Here is a 16,006-nt window from a genome sequence, read left to right on the forward strand (position 1 = left end):
CGGGCGCTAGTTCCCCCCCAGCAATCCCCGCAACGCGTCTTTCGCCTTGTTCTCAAGCCCTTGCTTCAACGCATCCTCGACGCTTTGGCCCTCGGTGCGCTCCACTCCCAGCTCGTCCTGTAGCTTGGCGGCAGCCTTGGCCTTCAGCTCTTCTTCTTTGACTTTCGCCTTGGCCCGAAGCTCTTCTTCCTTTGCCTTGGCTTGCGCTTTCAATTTCTCTTTCTGCGCTTCAAGTTCGGTATCAATCAGCGCTTTCAGGTCAGGGCGGAAGCGGATGTCACTCCAAGGCCCCTCGATGATCACCGGCACGCGGATGCCGTCTTTCAAACGTCCCGCCAAAGCCACCGGGACAAGCCGGTACTCAATCGTCTGCCCCCCCAGATCGACCACCCCGTTGCCCGTCGCCGTCAACAGCTCCGCCGCGAAATTCAGGTCCGAGTTGCTCAGCACCCCGCCCTCGATCGTGAAGCTGGCGGTAATATCATCAAACACCGTCTTGGAGCCTTCGCCCCGATAGGACGCATCAAGGTTCTTGATCATCCCCGCAATATCCAGCCCCAGCAACTCCCCGCTGCCAACATCCATGCGGCCAGAGCCTTTCAGCCCATTCATGATCTCGTTCATCGTGTCACCGACGCCCAGAAATTTCAGCGACATGGAGGCGTCCCCTACCAGCCGGTCAAAGCCCGCGAAATCCGTCAGCAGCTTTTGCATCGCCACGCTGGACGCTTTCAGGTCGCCCCCAACCGACAAGCCGCCACGCCCGTTTACCACGAACTGGCCCGCTACCGCCCCGTCGAACACGCCCACATTGGTCAAATCAAGTACCAGCCGCGACTGGTTCAGCGTGCCTTTCATGTCCGTCCCCGCCAGTTGCAGCGACCCCAGATCAATCGCGTCCGCCTTCAGCGAGAACTCCCCGTTCACGCCCGACAGGCCCGACACATCAAGCCGCGCGTCGGACCAGCCGCCCGCACCGGCGTTGGCAGCGCCATCGCCCTCGGACGTATCCGTACTCATCGCCGAGAAATCCAAACTCCCCGCCACCAGCCGCGCGGTCACATAGGGCGTGTCTTTCAGCGCCACATCCAGCGCGCCGGTCAGTTGGTTCTGGTCAAGATCAATCGTCGCGCCGCGCAAAAACACCTGATTGTCCGCCGTCAGCGTCAGGTCACCCGTCACTTTGACTTTTTGCCCCAACCCCTCGGGAATACGCGGTGCCACTTGATCCATCAGCGCAAACAGCGCCACCTGATCGCCCACCGCCCCCGTCACAGCGCCCTTGGCCTGCATAGGGTCCAGTCCGGCATTGCCCTTGAACGTCACCGTGTTCCCGCCTGCGCTTGCGGTCAGGTCCACGCCCTGCACGCCGCCGTCCAGTAACTGTTGCACGCCATTAACCACGCCCGCGAGCTTCACCGGTTGGCCTTTATACAGCGCCGACAACTCCACACGTCCGGCCCCCTTCAGGTCCACCAATTTCACCGTCGCATCCAGTGCGGTCAGCGCGTAAGACTGCCCCGCCTGCGCGTCGACAAACTCGACCGAGCCATTGGTGATCTGCGCCAAAGGCAGCGACACATCCGCCGAGCCGCCTCCATCCTCGCCGCCGCCCAACTCGCTCACGAAATCCCAATTGGCTTTGCCGTCTTTAGACTTCTCCAACCGGATCACCGGCGACTGGATGTCGAACGCCTCAACGACGATATCGCCGCCCAGCAACGCCGAGAACCCCACACCCATCTCCATCGACGCCGCTTCCAGCATCGGCCCCTTGCCCGACCACTCCGCGTTGGAGATCGCCACGTCCTCCAGCTTCACCCCCAAGCGCGGGAATATCTGCGGCGACACATCCCCCGCAATGCTGAGCGCGCGGCCCGTGTTCTTCTCGAACTGCCCTTCCGCAAACCGCGCGATCTTGGCCGTGGGGATCAAAAACAACCCCGCCACGGCGAGCACCACAAGGGTGATCAACGTAATCGCAATCCGGATAATCCAACGCATGGGGCCTGCTCCTCTTATGGGCTTTCCCCCAAGGTAAGACGTCCCCCGCCAAGCTACAACGGTTTAGCGCAGCCCCGCCTGACGCGATTTCCGCAAAGCCTGTATGTCGACGGCCACCGTCTCCTGAGGAGGCGATACCTCACGCGGCTGCGGAGAGCTTTCGTCGTTCTTTACTAGCGCCACTGCCGAAGCCGTCCAGACCCAAGAATGAAGCCATAACAAACCAGCACTCGCTGCTATTCCTCTCAAAATAGTATCGAGATCAATGTTAGGAACGGTTTGAAATAAGACAATTGATATGACCGAAAGAAAGAGAGGCACAATCGCAAGGAAAAACGTGAACATGTTGAAGAAAAACTGAAGGAAAAACACCACGGCGAAGATGCAAAACAGCGGGACAAAACTGCGTCCAAACCCGCTGAAAAAGCCGACACTCGTTGCTCCTTGACCCGCAGCACGTGCAGCATTGGCGAGCGGTACGGCCATGACCACATAGACAATCGTATACATCACCAAAGACACAATCGCTTTCGCGCTAAAAGCCTGAAACGCAAATAAAAACTGAAGCGACTCTTCCGCGCTCTTAAAACTGCGAAGCGATATGGCGTCGCCAAGCGACCAATCCGCGTAGACCACAGCGACAATGTTAGACAGCAAAAGCACTCCACCTTTGGCGACAAGGATGAATACGCCGTACAAAACAGAGTATAGAGCCAGAATGTCATATCCCGTGCGGCGGTGATCACCCATGAGAGAAAGGGCCGTGCGAATGCCAAACAGGCTGATGAAGGTCGCCGTGATTGGTCCGCTCAAGTAATCTGCATATCCAGCTGTGGCGAAGCTTAGCAAGCCCCACACAATGGACGACGCGATCACGATGGCAAAGAGTGGAAGGATCATGCGCCCTAAGACGCCAAACGAAAGAGTGAATGATTTAATAATAAGTCCCATAACACGCGGCCTAGGGCCGCTGAAGCCTCCTTTTCAAGCAGAATGAAGATTGGGTAAGTAGTACTGACTAATTATGCTGAAATTATGACAGCGGATCATGAAAAATTTAAAATTGCTGAAAATATGCCCGCCTTCAATTTCAGAGGTTCATGACCTTTGCATAATATATGCGATAGCTAAGTGCTGAACAAACTAGAGTAACCAAGAAAAGGCATTTCACTTTTCATCGAGGCGCCTGTCTCTTAGTCAGCCTCCGTTTGGTTTATTGTCTTTTGTATGAATAGTTGCTTTTGTTTCGCCACAATAAAATTTTAAATGATATCCATGGTTACTCTCATCATTGCCGCCATAATCCTGCTCCCATTTTATGCTGGGTTAAGCGCAGCTCTCATATCTACTGTTAGATCTCGTTTCATCTACGGTATCGCCATCATGATGGTATCCGGCGCTATTGCCACACCACTTTGGCTATTTGCGCAGAGCGTTACCAGCTCCGGCGGATTCATTCTTGTTTTCCCCCTCCTCTTCCTCGCTTTGGTTTTTCTCATAGGACTGGGCCAGTTTGTCGGGAATCTGGCAAAACTACTGCCCGCAGATAGCTTAGGGCACCGCATATTTGTTGCAGCGGCATTTGTTTTACCCGCTGCGTTGATAAGTTGGGGTATTTACGTTTCTAATACCGCATAACGATTAAGACTAACGCAATTCGATAGAAATCCTCCCACTTCCCCCCACCTCCAGTCCGTCGTATACGCCCCCTCATGGCCCAGAACCCCCCAAACCTCCGCCCCGACCTTGCGCCGAAGCTCCAGCTGCGCGAACCCACCCGCGACGACCAGCCGAAAATCGGCATGGTCTCCCTCGGCTGCCCCAAGGCGCTGGTGGATAGTGAGCGCATCCTCACAAGACTCCGCGCCGAAGGCTACGCCATCTCCCCCGACTACGCGGGCGCGGAGGCGGTGATCGTCAACACCTGCGGCTTCCTCGACAGCGCCAAGGCGGAATCCCTCGACGCCATCGGCGAGGCCCTGCAGGAAAACGGCAAGGTCATCGTCACCGGCTGCCTAGGTGCCGAGCCCGACTATATCCGCGAGCACCACCCCGCCATCCTCGCCGTCACCGGCCCGCACCAGTACGAGCAGGTCCTCGACGCCGTCCACACCGCCGTGCCGCCCTCCCCCGATCCCTTCATCGACCTGCTGCCCGCCACCGGCGTCACCCTCACGCCGCGCCACTACAGCTACCTCAAAATCTCCGAGGGCTGTAACCACAAGTGCAAGTTCTGCATCATCCCCGACATGCGCGGCCGCCTCGCCTCCCGCCCGCAAAAGGCGGTGATCCGCGAGGCCGAAAAGCTGGTGGAGGCCGGCGTCAAGGAACTGCTCGTCATCTCCCAGGACACCTCCGCCTATGGCACCGACTGGGCCGACCGCCCGTCCAAGGCCCCGATCCTCGACCTTGCCCGCGAGCTGGGCCAACTAGGCGCGCAAAAGGACCTGTGGGTCCGGCTGCACTACGTCTACCCCTACCCCCATGTGCGCGAGCTGATCCCGCTGATGGCCGATCCCGCGAACGCGATCCTCCCCTATCTCGACATCCCGTTCCAGCACGCCCATCCCGACACGCTCAAACGCATGGCCCGCCCCGCCGCCGCGTCCCGCACGCTGGACGAGATCCGCGCATGGCGCACCGACTGCCCCGACATCACGCTGCGCTCCACCTTCATCGTCGGCTACCCCGGCGAGACGGAGGCCGAGTTCCAGCACCTCCTCGACTGGCTGGACGAGGCGCAACTGGACCGCGTCGGCTGCTTCCAATACGAAAACGTCGACGGCGCCCGCTCCAACGCTCTGCCCGACCATGTGGCGGCCGAGGTCAAACAAGACCGCTGGGACCGCTTCATGGAAAAGGCCCAAGCCATATCCGAGGCCAAACTCGCCGCAAAAGTCGGCACCACTATTCAGGTGATCGTGGACGAGGTGGAGGACGACGGAGCCACATGCCGCACCACGTCAGATGCGCCCGAGATCGACGGGAACCTGTTCATCGACGAAGGGTTCGAGGGGTTGAAGGCTGGAGATATGGTTGACGTTCTGGTGGATGAGGCTGGGGAGTATGATTTGTGGGGGACGTTGGCTTGAGCGAGTCAGATCAAAACAGTATTTCTAAAAGTACCTTTTCTAAGAATGACGTATTGGGACGCTCCGAATTCGCTAAGCGCCTAACCGATCTAGTAGATAATGCAGAGCAACCTTTGGTACTTGCCCTTGACGGCAATTGGGGAAGTGGCAAAACCACCTTCCTACACATGTGGAAAAACGCACACGAAACCGATTTTGAGGGGGTTTCAAAACTAGTTTTTTTTGATGCATTCGAACACGACTTTCTGGATGATCCACTAACCAGTTTGGTCTACCGCATAATTGACCAACGGAAAGGTTACGGAAAAAGTTCGTCTCTTACGAAATTGAAGACTGCAACCAAGGCCATAGTGAAGCCTGTCGCTAGGATTGGCTTAGCTATCGCTAGTTATGGCGCAACTGAGCTTGCAGGTGCCGCAGTCGACGAGGCCATCAAGGCTACCGCTAAAGAAGTGGATAATAAAATTGGCTCGCTATGGGAAGGTAACGAAACAAAAATAAAAGCGATGGAGACATTCAAAGAAGCTCTAAGCGAACTTGTATCAGGAAAAGATGGCGAAGAACCCAAATTAACGATAATTATTGACGAACTTGATCGATGTAGACCTGATTATGCTCTGTTATTGCTTGAACATATCAAGCACTTTTTCGATCAACCACGGATACACTTCATTCTTGGCGTCAATCTTTCAATGCTTGAGAATGCTGTTACTGCACGATACGGCGCAGGCATTGACGCTACTCAGTACTTAAAGAAATTTATCAATGTCACTAGCAACATTGAGTCAAGTAACTATCAGCGGCATGAGAAAAACTCCAATCCCAAAAAATACCTTGAGAAATGCTGTGAGAAATACGATATCCCCTCTGATATCAAAGAGCTGACCTCAAGACGTATAGGCGAGCTAACTCGAGAAAAGTACGTAAGCTTGCGCGATATCGATCAGCTCTGTTTTGCACTTAGCTTACTACCATCAAATATCTCGGACATGTACCATGGGTATCAAGAAATTTCCGTAACAAGTATAATTGCGAGACAGTTCGCTCCGCCAATCTATAAGAAAATACTGGCTGGTACCGTGACAGTAACCGACATAGGGGTTTTGTATGGATACTGCGATCAAAACACCGAATTCAATCGCCCAACAGTGGACAGCGCATCCCCGAAATACAACCACCAAAAAATGTTGATCTGGTCGCTATGGACGCGATTAACGCAGTTCCCATGTGATGAAAAAACGTTAGATCAAACACGGAATGCTTTTGGAGGTTTCACTTCAGATGTCTACGAAGATACTTTGAGAAACTTTGCACAAGACTCAGTAGAAACTTGGCATTTAGTTTAGTTGTCGTATTGAAGGGTTCTTCGCCAAACATTTCATCTCAATGTCTTGCATTACTCACCACGCTTCCATTCCGCTCCCAACGCCGTAAGCTGACTTCACCCCACAAAGGAGCACCCCAACATGCCACCCCCAACCATCACCCAAAAAGCCCCCTTCCCCGTCGAGGTCGAGGCTGGCAAATCCTATTTCTGGTGCGCCTGCGGCCAGTCCGCCAAGCAGCCGTTTTGTGACGGCTCGCACAAAGGCTCCGAGTTCACTCCGGTGAAATTCGAAGCCACGGAAACCAAAAAAGTCTTCTTCTGCGGCTGCAAACACTCCGCCACCCCCGTCACCTGCGACGGCACCCACAACAAGCTGTAGGGCGGGGTTCACCCCGCCACCCCCGCCGAACTCACACACCGAACTCCAATTTCGTGCTACACTCCCCCGTGTCCCGCGCCTTCATGCTCGCGGGGCATACGTCTCTAATGTTCATTTGCATGACAAAGGAAGACACCATGTATGCACGTATTACCCCGTACAAAATGAAGCCCGGCTCGCAGGCCGCCGCGACCAAGGTCATGAATGCCCTCAAGGACAAGATCATGGCGCTGGAAGGCCAGCACAGTTTTCTGAATGTGTCCAATGACACCGACGGCACCGGCTATGTGATCTCCACCACCGACAACGCGGAAAGCAGCCCCGAGACGCTCGAGAAGATCAAAGCTCTCTGGGGCGCGTTCTCGGAGTATCTGGTGGAGCAGCCCACGACCCACACCTATGACGTCGTGGCCGACTGGCGCGTATAACATTTAGGGCGGGGGTCACCCCCGCCACACCCTCAAACCTTAACGCCGCCGAACACTCCGAAATCCTGCCCGACGCATAGCCGACACTGTGCAGACGCTTTGCCGACCCCTCGCGCGGTGCGTTAACCCTTCCGCGCGTCCAAATACATCCGCACGCAATCCTGCACCCGACGGAACCGGTCCCCGCCCAATTTGACCCCGCCAAACCAGCGCGTAACCACGACGACCTCGCCCGTGACCTCTTCGCGCTCCAGCATCCGCAGGATCACCATCCCCGCCCCCGCCTCGCCATCATCGTTCTTCACCGGCGTGCCGTCAGGCAGGATCACCGCCCACGTATTATGCGTGGCCTTGGCGTATTTCTTGTTGCGCTTCAGCGTCTTAACAAACCCCGCCGCGTCTTCTCGCGTGGTCACAGGGCCACCCGACACAGCGTATTTGGACCCACGATCTGTCAGGATATTTTCAAGCTGGATCACAGCAACCCATAGATCAGGATTACCCAAGCCAGTCCCGCCGCAATCGCGGCGAATGCCACCCCCGCGCTGGCTGCATCCTTGGCGTATTTCCCCAAAGCGTCATGCGCCATGCCAGAGCGGTCTACCGCCGCCTCCACGCCAGTGTTCAGCGCCTCCGCAGCCAGTAAAACAAGGCCAAGCGCCACAATCAGCGCCCGCCCCTCGACACTCAACGGCAACCAGAATGCCAGCCCTACGGAGCAAATGTTGACGGTAAACCAGAACCGAAAACTCGGCTCCTCCCGCCAGATTGCAACGACGCCCTCCCACGACCAGAGGCAGCGGTTCAGCAAGCGCCGCCACTCGCGCGGGACAAAGCTGCTCAAAGCTGGGAATTCACCTTGCGCACCGTCTCGATGCGGCTCGCGTTGGGCGGATGCGTCCCAAGGAACCGGTCGCCCGGATCAGGGATGCGGGTAAAGAATTCGGCCCCACGCACAGGGTTGTACCCTGCCCGCTTGGCGATCACCGTGCCCAAGGCGTCAGCCTCCAGCTCGTTGTTTTTAGAGTAGGCCCGCGCGCCCACAGTGCCACCCAGTTGCTGGCCCGCGTTCACATCAAGGCCGACGGACGCCGCGATAATGCCACCAATAATAGCCCCGCCAATGGCGGTCTGCTGCTGCTTGGCAAGGTGCTTGGAAATGTGGTGCGCCGCTTCATGGCCCATAACAAAGGCGATTTCGTCACGGTTGCGCGCATCCGCGATCAGCGCGATGGTAAAGCCCAAAATAGGGCGGCCGGATTTGTCGAGCGTTTGGAAAGCGTTGGGAGGTTGATTGGTCCGCTCGTCCACCACGATCTTGAAATCGCAGTTCAAGTCAGGAGCACGCGCCCGACACTGGCTCTCCGCGACGGGCTCAACCTGACGGACCACCGCTTTGAAGTTTGCAACCGCCGTGCGCGATGACACTTTCGGGGGTGACGCCTTTTTAGCAGTGGCCGTTGGCGCGGGTGCTGGCTGGGACGCAGGCGTGTCAGCAGTCTCGACCGTACACGCCCCCAAAGCGGTGGCGGCAATAAATGATAGCATTAAGCGCATCGATAACCCTCTTCACGTTTTTCCTGAATGTACCCCCCCAGCTCTGCCGCGCCAAGCCCAGAGATCAGCATTTGCAATTTTGCGCCGTCCCACCCTACGGTGAGCTCAGACCAAACCTTGCCGGAGGCCCAATGTTCACCATCGAGCACGAGTTCGACGCCACCCTGATCACGCTCATAGATGAAGGCGAGCATCACTTGCAGGGAGACGTATCGATCAACGCCTTTGACGATTGCATAACAGTGGAGCAACTCGACCCGCACACGGACCGCATTCAGAAACTGACGTTTTCGCTGCAACAGCTCCGCGATCTGGCTGCGGCCTTGGATTTACCGGAAGGAAGTTATCGCTTGGAGGGTAAGCCATGACCAAAACCGGCTTTTTCTGGGACGAGAAATGCTTCTGGCACGCGGGCGGCGACTTTGCGTTCACCGTGCCAATTGGCGGATTGGTTCAACCCTTGGCGGCAGGTGGATTGCCTGAAAACCCTGAAACCAAGCGACGGTTGAAAAACCTGCTCGACGTCACGGGGCTTACCCAAGAGCTTCACTCCCGCTCCGTCGCGAACGCGTCTTGGGACGACTTGCTGCGTGTTCATCCAGAAACATTCCTGCGCAAGTTCAAAGAAAAGTCCGACGCAGGTGGTGGCAGCATGGGGTTGCGCACACCATTTGCCCAAGGCGGGTTCGAGATTGCAACGCTGTCGGCGGGCCTCGCCAAAGGCGCGTTATTCTCGGTCCTGCAAGGCGACATGACCAACTCTTACGCCCTGTCCCGTCCACCGGGCCACCACTGCCTGCCGGACTTCCCCAACGGCTTTTGCCTGCTGGCCAATATCGCCATCGCCGTCGAGGCCGCCTTAGAGCACCGTTTGACGGACCGCGTCGCGGTCATCGACTGGGATGTGCATCACGGCAACGGGACCGAGGCGATTTTCTATGACCGCGACGACGTGTTGACGATCTCGCTGCATCAGGAACGCAACTACCCCATGGACACGGGCGATGCGGAAGATCGCGGCGTGGGTGCAGGTGACGGCTACAACATGAACATACCTCTGCCCCCTGGCGGCGGACACGCGCTATATCTGGAGGCCATGGAACGCCTTGTGCTACCTGCGCTCACCGATTTTCGACCCGACGTAATTATTGTCGCCTGCGGCTATGACGCTGCGGCCATCGACCCGTTGTCACGCATGATGGCCACCGCCGAGACCTTCCGCACCCTAACCGAAATGACGATGGAAGCCGCATCAGACCTGTGCGACGACAGGCTCGTGCTCGTCCATGAGGGCGGATATTCCGAAGTCTACGTCCCGTTCTGTGGCCACAACGTGCTGCAACAATTGTCAGGCAGCTCGATCACCGCCGAAGATCCGCTTGGCGAGACCTTCGCGCTGCGCCAACCGTCCGAGCGGCTTGTCCGTATGCACAGCGAATTCATCACCGAACTGGAAAGTTTTTTCTCCTAAAACCTCACTTTGACGCTCTGGTTCAAATCGTTGCGGCTGCCGTTCAAGGCAAACGTCGCCGCGATCGCTATCTTCAAATCATCAACAGCGGGCCGAACATTCCCCACCGCGATGTAAACCGAAGAAAAGGACCCTAGACATGAAACTGATCACCCTCACAGCCGCTCTCGCCCTCGCCGCTGCACCTGTTCTTGCAGAAACGCCTGCCGAAAAATTTGGCGCACAGCGCGCGGGCCAAAACGCATCTGAAGCGGCTCAAACAATCGCCGTTAAGAAACTGTCCGGCGACGATATCGACAACCAGATCGTGATCGCAGCCCCTGCACAAACGACCCGCAACTCGCAAGGTCACTTGCAGCTTGCCAAGAACATGGGCGTATCCCCTGACGCCTACACAAACGCTGAACTGGCTAAGATGTTCATCGGCGCATACGACTGATCACCTTCCCCAGCACTACGCGAGTAGTACACGGTCAGTCGAAAAAACCCCGGTTGGTTCACATCAACCGGGGTTTATTTATGCGTGCACTTGATCGGCGCGAAACTGGCTGGGGGAGACACCCAGATGCTGTTTGAAACTGCGCGACAGATGCGCCTGATCGGCAAAGCCGCACTGCGCCGCGATTTGGGCCAGCGACTGCACACCTTCCCCCAACAAGCGGCTCGCGACCTCAAGGCGGACTTGCGTCACAAAGCGCATCGGAGTCTCACCGACCGTCGCTTTGAATTTACGCGAGAACGCAGCCTCGCTCATTCCCAGTTCCGAGGCCAGTTGCGCCGGATTTATCTTCTCCGCCAGATGGTCCTCAACAAAGGTGACCACCTGCGCGTATTGCTCCGGACCAAAGCGCTGGTCAAATGCCGCGTCGGTGTGGTCTTTTTTGCAGTAGCGTTTGACCATCAGCACAAGAAACATCCGCGCCAAGGCGTCGAACACAACGCTGGAACCCAGCTCGTCAGCCTCCAAAGTATCCTTCATGCGCTCGGCGGCATGTCTGACGTCAGCGTCATGGAAAAAGATCGTATTTTCAAAACGATGCCCGTTCGGAACAACTTTCAGCTCGGTTTGCACAAACCGCCGCATCACGGTCGGGTTCACATGGATTATGATCACCTTCGCAGGGTCAAGCCATTGCCAGGCGGTCAACGATCCAGCCAGTGCCACAGCAATATGACCCGCCTCCATGGTGAAGCGTTCAGTACGCCCGTCACGGTCCGCGATGACCCGAATGGGCGTGTCCTGCACGGAAATGATCAGACTGTTATGCGCATGCACCTGCGGGGGCAGCGAGCCCGGTTCGTCTTCGCGATATTCAAAGCGCAGGAGCCCATCAAGACTGGAATGCGCAAGCAGTGCTGGCGTCTTTGTTTCCAGCTCGGGATTTAGCCAAAATCGCTCGGTTTGCTTGCCCATCTAAAGTCCCTCGGTTCAAAATTGAACTATTCGGTTTAGATATGGATGGCCAACCTCAGGGTCAAGAGAGGGAGTTTCAAAAACAAGTGAACGCCGGAAATTGACCCCCTGTACGTTACGTGTCGCGCTGGACCGGCCCGCCCTGCGCTTCCCATGTGGAAAACCCCTCGCGCAGATGCGCCGCCTCGAACCCCATGTCGTTCAGTGTCGCCACCGTCAGCGCAGACCGCCAGCCGGATGCACAGTGGAACACGAATTTCTTGTCCTGCGCGAAGACCTCTTTGAAATAAGGGCTGTCAGGGTCCACCCAAAACTCCGCCATGCCGCGCGGGCAGTGAAAGCTGCCCGGCACGTAGCCGCTGCGTTGCCGCTCCCGCACGTCGCGCAAATCCACGATCACCACGTTAGGGTCGTCCACCATGGCAATCGCGTCCACGGTCTCGACTTCTTCGATCCGCGCCCGTGCGCGCTCCACCATCTGCGCTGCCGTTACCTTCAAAGCCATGTCCCGTCCTCCGCTATAGTGCCGCAACCAGCACCAGAATGCTGACCACGATCAACGCAATCCCCGCCAGCTCCTTGGGCGTGCTGCGCTCCTTGAAGATGAAGTAGGACGCCAGAAAGGTGAACACCAATTCCACCTGCCCCACTGCTTTCACATAGGCTGCGTTTTGCAACGCAAACGCCACGAACCACCCGAAAGAGCCACACATCGACGTCACACCGACCAGCGACGACACCCGCCACGAGGCAACGACGCGTCCGATTTCGCCCTTGTCGCGCCAGGCCAGCCACGCGGCCATAATCAACGTCTGGAACGCCGTGGCCACGGCCAGACTAACGCCTGCCCGCACAATCACATCGGGGCTGTCGATCTGCAACGCGGCCCCGCGATAGCCCACGGCAGAGACCCCGAACAACAGCCCCGAGCCCAGTCCGAACCCTGCCGCCTTGTTGAAAAACCGCGCGCCGCCCTTTGGCGGGTCGGATAGCAACACAACGCCCGCGAACCCGATGGCGATGGCGACCACGCCAAGGGGCGACACGCCCTCGCCCAGCACCACCAGCCCCAACAGCGCGGTCAGCACGACTTCGGTTTTCTTGAACACGATGCCCACGGCAAAGTTGCGCTCTGCAAACAGCGCCACGACGCAGGCGGTCGCAAGAATTTGCCCGATCCCGCCGGACAACGCATAGGCCCAGAACTTCCCGCTCAAACCCGGAAACGGTGCATCCGTCACGCTCATATACGCCCAGATGCCAAGCGCCACCAACGGGCTGGAATACAGAAACCTAGAGAACGTCGCACCACCAGTCGACAGCTTCGTCGCCTTAAGGTGCTTTTGCAGCATGAACCGCAGGTTTTGCATGAAGGCCGCAAACACCGAGACGTATATCCACAGGGCCATAAGTCTCTCCAGTTGCGACGTATGGCGTGTCTACGCGGGCGGCGTGCGGTCGTCCAGCGCGCGATGCATCAAAGGGTGCTCGACAGGGTCCTTGGCCCGCACCAGATGCCGCGCGAAGATCGTGCCGTAGGAGGGATAGATATAGCTGTCATTGCACGCCAGAAACCGATCCTTCCCACTACGGTACAGCGCGGGCAAATCATACCACGGTACCTGCGGATGCATATGGTGAACCGCGTGCAGGTTATTGTTCAGGAATAAAAACGCCAATGGTCCGCGATCCTCGACAATCACCGTGCGCGCGCGGCTCTGCTCATGCGCGCGGTGCTCCAGAAAGGTGCGGATTTTCAGCAGCGACACGCCCAGATAAGCCGCAATCAAATACGCCCACGGCGGTATCGGCGACTGAAGCACCAGCCAGATCACCGGCACCGCAGTGACCACATGCGCCAGCCAGCTCATCGCGATCCGACGGCTCGGCGTCTTCATGTCAGCGCGCATAAACGCCCATTGTCCGACCGCAGGCCCGATCAGCATGCGTCCTGCCAATGTGTTGTTGGCGCGGTAAAGCAATTTTGCCCACTCAGGCAACGCTGCCCAGTCCCGACCGGCCAGAAAGTTGCTTTCGGGGTCGTCGTAAGGGTCTGTTAGATTGGCATCGCGGTGATGCGCCAGATGGGTATCGCGAAAGCGACCATAGGGGATCAACAGGTTCAAAGACGGCCTTACCATCAGTTCATTCAGCCACTGCCAACGCAGCGGGTGACCGTGCAAAACCTCGTGCTGCAACGACGACTGCTGCGCGATCGCCAGCGCCGTGAAGATCACAGCCAGCGGCATCGACCAAGCTGACATCCAGAACACCGCCCCGCCCCAAACGGCATAGGTTACCGCCATCACAGCAAGTGTCCGCCATTCGACGGTATTATTGCGGTCAGACATCTTGGTGATTTACCCTGAGCACACCCCATGAGACGCGTGCCCAAACCCGCTCGTAAATCATATAGTTGACCAGCCCCAGAATCGAGTTCGCCAACGCCATTCCACTGCCCAATGCCATTGATCCGGTCGAGACATACCCGACCACAATCATCATCAGGAATCCCATGAGTGTCCAAAGCACGGCTTTCACCAAACTGCGCGTCTTACTTTCCATAAAGCACCTTCTCCTTACACCGGAGGTAACGCGGTAAGGGGCCGGTAGACCATTCTGTGGATAGTTCACATTTTCCAGCAATGGTGATACAAATCATCAAATGATAGATATTATGGACAAACGTGACCGTGCAGAGCTGTTTCGCGCGCGAGTTGCCAGTGCGATGGACACCAGTCACATCACCCAAAGTGCACTCGCACGGGCCATCGGTGTGGACCGCTCAACCGTATCTCAACTGCTCAAGGCCGAAACCGCCCGCCTGCCAAACGCCCAAGTCGTTGGTGAGTGCGCACGCGTTTTGGGGGTCTCTGCGGACTGGTTACTGGGACTGACCGATCGGCCCGAACTGGCCGCTGATCTCATGGCCTCGGCGCTCACCTTCACCGAAGCGCCCCGCGCCTTGGTCGACGAACAGATCTTCAATTGGCACCGCGAGGCGGAAGGATACAAAATCCGGCACGTCCCCGCAGGTCTGCCTGACATGCTCAAGACCCGCGAGTTGCTGGAATGGGAATATTCGCCGCATCTGGGTCGGACCACCGAACAAGCCATCGGCGCATCCGAAGATCGGTTGGAATGGATGCGCAGCGCAGGATCGGACTACGAGATCGCCGTGCCGCTGCACGAGCTTCACGCCATGGCCAAAGGGCATGGATATTACGAAGGTCTGCCGTCTCAAATCCGCCACGCTCAACTCACCCGTTTGCTGGAACTCCACGACCAGCTTTATCCGACCCTCCGGCTGCATGCCTTCGACGCGCGCAAGCTCTATTCTGCTCCGGTGACAATTTTCGGGCCGAAGCTGGCGGTGATCTATCTGGGGCGCAACTACCTTGCGTTTCGCGACCGCGAGCGGGTGCAGGCCATCACCTTGCACTTCGACGGGCTGGTGCGCGAAGCAGAGCTGTCGTCGCGGGATATGCCGGAGTTGTTGGAAAAATTCGTTAACTCAATAGATAAAAAATAATCTATAATAGATTGAAATAAATCAATTATTTCAATTATAAAATCTTAAAAAATCCTAACAAACTCTGAACGGTTCCCCGAGGGGAACCTCCGCACCTACAGCTTCGGGTCCGGATTTTCCGTGTGTCCATCCACCGCAATGACCTGCCCCGACACAAGCCGCGCGGCGTCGGAGCCGAGGAATACCGCCATGTTCGCCACGTCCCGCGCCTCGACAAAGGACCGCATGGAGGTGCCCTTGGCGTAGCCTTCATAAACCTCGTCGCGGGTCATGCCTTTGGCCGCCGCTTCGCGCCCCAAAACACCCTCCATCCGTGGCCCTTCGACCGCCCCCGGACAGATCGCGTTGGCGCGGATACCGTGCGGGCCCAACTCCATCGCCAAGGTTTTCATCAACCCGATGATCCCCCACTTCGCCGCCGAATACGGCGCGCGATTGGGATAGCCGTAAATGCCTGCGGTGGAGGAGGTCAGCACCATCGCGCCAGAGCCTTGCCGCTTCATCATTGGCGCCGCAAATTTCGCCGCCAGAAACGCGCCTTCGAGGTTCACCGAAACGCAAGCTTTCCACTCCTCCAGCGCCACGTCTTCAACTGCCGCCGTCGGCCCCGCGATACCCGCGTTGGCACAGAGCACATCGACCCCGCCCCAAGTGGTTTCGACCTCTTGGAATAGGGCCGCCATGGCGTTCTCACTGCTGGCGTCCACGGTACTGGAGCGCCAATTATCAGGCACCGCGCTGACGTCCAGATCCGTCACCCAGACCTCTGCCCCGGCTGAGGCAAACGCCTGCCCCATAGCAA

The 16,006-nt window shown here is 57.4% G+C and carries 20 protein-coding genes; 9 read left to right on the forward strand and 11 right to left on the reverse strand.

The window, feature by feature from the left end:
• Window positions 1–6 precede the first annotated feature (6 nt).
• Both BCF46_RS03460 and BCF46_RS03465 read right to left on the reverse strand, forming a co-directional pair.
• Window positions 7–2,004, reverse strand: coding sequence for an AsmA family protein (locus BCF46_RS03460; RefSeq protein WP_121021730.1), 1,998 nt, complete (start codon window positions 2,002–2,004; stop codon window positions 7–9).
• A 63-nt stretch (window positions 2,005–2,067) separates the two neighbouring features.
• Window positions 2,068–2,853, reverse strand: a complete 786-nt coding sequence (locus BCF46_RS03465) for a hypothetical protein (protein WP_147435936.1) — start codon at window positions 2,851–2,853, stop codon at window positions 2,068–2,070.
• 426 nt (window positions 2,854–3,279) lie between these two features.
• Between BCF46_RS03465 and BCF46_RS03470 the strand changes: the two genes are divergently transcribed.
• The 5 genes from BCF46_RS03470 (at window position 3,280) to BCF46_RS03490 (ending at window position 7,230) form a co-directional block, all read left to right on the forward strand.
• The gene (locus BCF46_RS03470; RefSeq protein WP_147435938.1) at window positions 3,280–3,642 is read left to right on the forward strand and encodes a hypothetical protein; all 363 of its coding nucleotides are present in this window, start codon (window positions 3,280–3,282) and stop codon (window positions 3,640–3,642) included.
• A 74-nt stretch (window positions 3,643–3,716) separates the two neighbouring features.
• Entirely contained in the window at window positions 3,717–5,096 is a 1,380-nt protein-coding gene (gene rimO, locus BCF46_RS03475) for a 30S ribosomal protein S12 methylthiotransferase RimO (RefSeq protein WP_121021738.1), read from the forward strand.
• Window positions 5,093–6,442 (forward strand): KAP family P-loop NTPase fold protein, encoded by a 1,350-nt coding sequence (locus BCF46_RS03480; protein ID WP_170157851.1) that lies wholly within the window; start codon window positions 5,093–5,095, stop codon window positions 6,440–6,442. The genes rimO and BCF46_RS03480 overlap by 4 nt, the downstream gene beginning before the upstream one ends.
• A gap of 120 nt (window positions 6,443–6,562) precedes the next feature.
• Window positions 6,563–6,802 carry a CDGSH iron-sulfur domain-containing protein gene (locus tag BCF46_RS03485; protein WP_121021741.1) on the forward strand — a complete coding sequence of 80 codons (240 nt, stop codon included), beginning with the start codon at window positions 6,563–6,565 and terminating at the stop codon, window positions 6,800–6,802.
• Window positions 6,803–6,939: 137 nt separating this feature from the next.
• Window positions 6,940–7,230 (forward strand): hypothetical protein, encoded by a 291-nt coding sequence (locus BCF46_RS03490; protein ID WP_121021743.1) that lies wholly within the window; start codon window positions 6,940–6,942, stop codon window positions 7,228–7,230.
• 122 nt (window positions 7,231–7,352) lie between these two features.
• Here BCF46_RS03490 and BCF46_RS03495 read toward each other — a convergent pair whose 3' ends face one another.
• From BCF46_RS03495 to BCF46_RS03505, 3 genes are read right to left on the reverse strand one after another with little or no spacing between them, the layout of a single operon-like run.
• A complete protein-coding gene (locus BCF46_RS03495; RefSeq protein WP_121021745.1) occupies window positions 7,353–7,709 on the reverse strand; it encodes a YigZ family protein in 357 nt (118 codons plus the stop codon).
• Window positions 7,706–8,074 carry a diacylglycerol kinase gene (locus tag BCF46_RS03500; RefSeq protein WP_121021746.1) on the reverse strand — a complete coding sequence of 123 codons (369 nt, stop codon included), beginning with the start codon at window positions 8,072–8,074 and terminating at the stop codon, window positions 7,706–7,708. The genes BCF46_RS03495 and BCF46_RS03500 overlap by 4 nt, the downstream gene beginning before the upstream one ends.
• Window positions 8,071–8,787 (reverse strand): M48 family metallopeptidase, encoded by a 717-nt coding sequence (locus BCF46_RS03505; protein WP_121021749.1) that lies wholly within the window; start codon window positions 8,785–8,787, stop codon window positions 8,071–8,073. The genes BCF46_RS03500 and BCF46_RS03505 overlap by 4 nt, the downstream gene beginning before the upstream one ends.
• 131 nt (window positions 8,788–8,918) lie before the next feature.
• Here BCF46_RS03505 and BCF46_RS03510 point away from each other — a divergent pair, with 131 nt between their 5' ends.
• The 3 genes from BCF46_RS03510 (at window position 8,919) to BCF46_RS03520 (ending at window position 10,697) form a co-directional block, all read left to right on the forward strand.
• Window positions 8,919–9,155: a hypothetical protein gene (locus BCF46_RS03510; protein ID WP_121021751.1), complete on the forward strand. Its 237-nt coding sequence runs from the start codon at window positions 8,919–8,921 to the stop codon at window positions 9,153–9,155.
• Window positions 9,152–10,258 (forward strand): class II histone deacetylase, encoded by a 1,107-nt coding sequence (locus BCF46_RS03515; RefSeq protein ID WP_121021753.1) that lies wholly within the window; start codon window positions 9,152–9,154, stop codon window positions 10,256–10,258. The genes BCF46_RS03510 and BCF46_RS03515 overlap by 4 nt, the downstream gene beginning before the upstream one ends.
• Window positions 10,259–10,397: 139 nt before the next feature.
• Window positions 10,398–10,697, forward strand: coding sequence for a hypothetical protein (locus BCF46_RS03520; RefSeq protein ID WP_121021755.1), 300 nt, complete (start codon window positions 10,398–10,400; stop codon window positions 10,695–10,697).
• A gap of 78 nt (window positions 10,698–10,775) precedes the next feature.
• On the opposite strand, the gene BCF46_RS03525 is transcribed toward BCF46_RS03520, so the two are convergent.
• The 5 genes from BCF46_RS03525 to BCF46_RS03545 all read right to left on the reverse strand — a co-directional run bounded on the left by BCF46_RS03525 (window position 10,776) and on the right by BCF46_RS03545 (window position 14,237).
• Window positions 10,776–11,672 (reverse strand): AraC family transcriptional regulator, encoded by an 897-nt coding sequence (locus tag BCF46_RS03525; RefSeq protein WP_121021757.1) that lies wholly within the window; start codon window positions 11,670–11,672, stop codon window positions 10,776–10,778.
• Window positions 11,673–11,787: 115 nt separating this feature from the next.
• A complete protein-coding gene (locus tag BCF46_RS03530) occupies window positions 11,788–12,177 on the reverse strand; it encodes a rhodanese-like domain-containing protein (protein ID WP_121021758.1) in 390 nt (129 codons plus the stop codon).
• 13 nt (window positions 12,178–12,190) lie between these two features.
• Window positions 12,191–13,081, reverse strand: coding sequence for a DMT family transporter (locus tag BCF46_RS03535; protein ID WP_121021760.1), 891 nt, complete (start codon window positions 13,079–13,081; stop codon window positions 12,191–12,193).
• A 30-nt stretch (window positions 13,082–13,111) separates the two neighbouring features.
• On the reverse strand, window positions 13,112–14,023 hold the full coding sequence (locus BCF46_RS03540) for a fatty acid desaturase (protein ID WP_121021762.1): 912 nt from the start codon (window positions 14,021–14,023) through the stop codon (window positions 13,112–13,114).
• The gene (locus tag BCF46_RS03545) at window positions 14,016–14,237 is read right to left on the reverse strand and encodes a DUF2061 domain-containing protein (RefSeq protein ID WP_121021764.1); all 222 of its coding nucleotides are present in this window, start codon (window positions 14,235–14,237) and stop codon (window positions 14,016–14,018) included. The genes BCF46_RS03540 and BCF46_RS03545 overlap by 8 nt, the downstream gene beginning before the upstream one ends.
• Window positions 14,238–14,337: 100 nt before the next feature.
• Between BCF46_RS03545 and BCF46_RS03550 the strand changes: the two genes are divergently transcribed.
• Window positions 14,338–15,204 (forward strand): helix-turn-helix domain-containing protein, encoded by an 867-nt coding sequence (locus tag BCF46_RS03550; RefSeq protein WP_121021766.1) that lies wholly within the window; start codon window positions 14,338–14,340, stop codon window positions 15,202–15,204.
• A gap of 95 nt (window positions 15,205–15,299) precedes the next feature.
• On the opposite strand, the gene BCF46_RS03555 is transcribed toward BCF46_RS03550, so the two are convergent.
• Window positions 15,300–16,001, reverse strand: coding sequence for an SDR family oxidoreductase (locus tag BCF46_RS03555; RefSeq protein ID WP_121022276.1), 702 nt, complete (start codon window positions 15,999–16,001; stop codon window positions 15,300–15,302).
• Window positions 16,002–16,006: the final 5 nt, after the last annotated feature.

The sequence above is a fragment of the Litoreibacter meonggei genome (assembly GCF_003663885.1).
Taxonomy (GTDB): domain Bacteria; phylum Pseudomonadota; class Alphaproteobacteria; order Rhodobacterales; family Rhodobacteraceae; genus Litoreibacter; species Litoreibacter meonggei.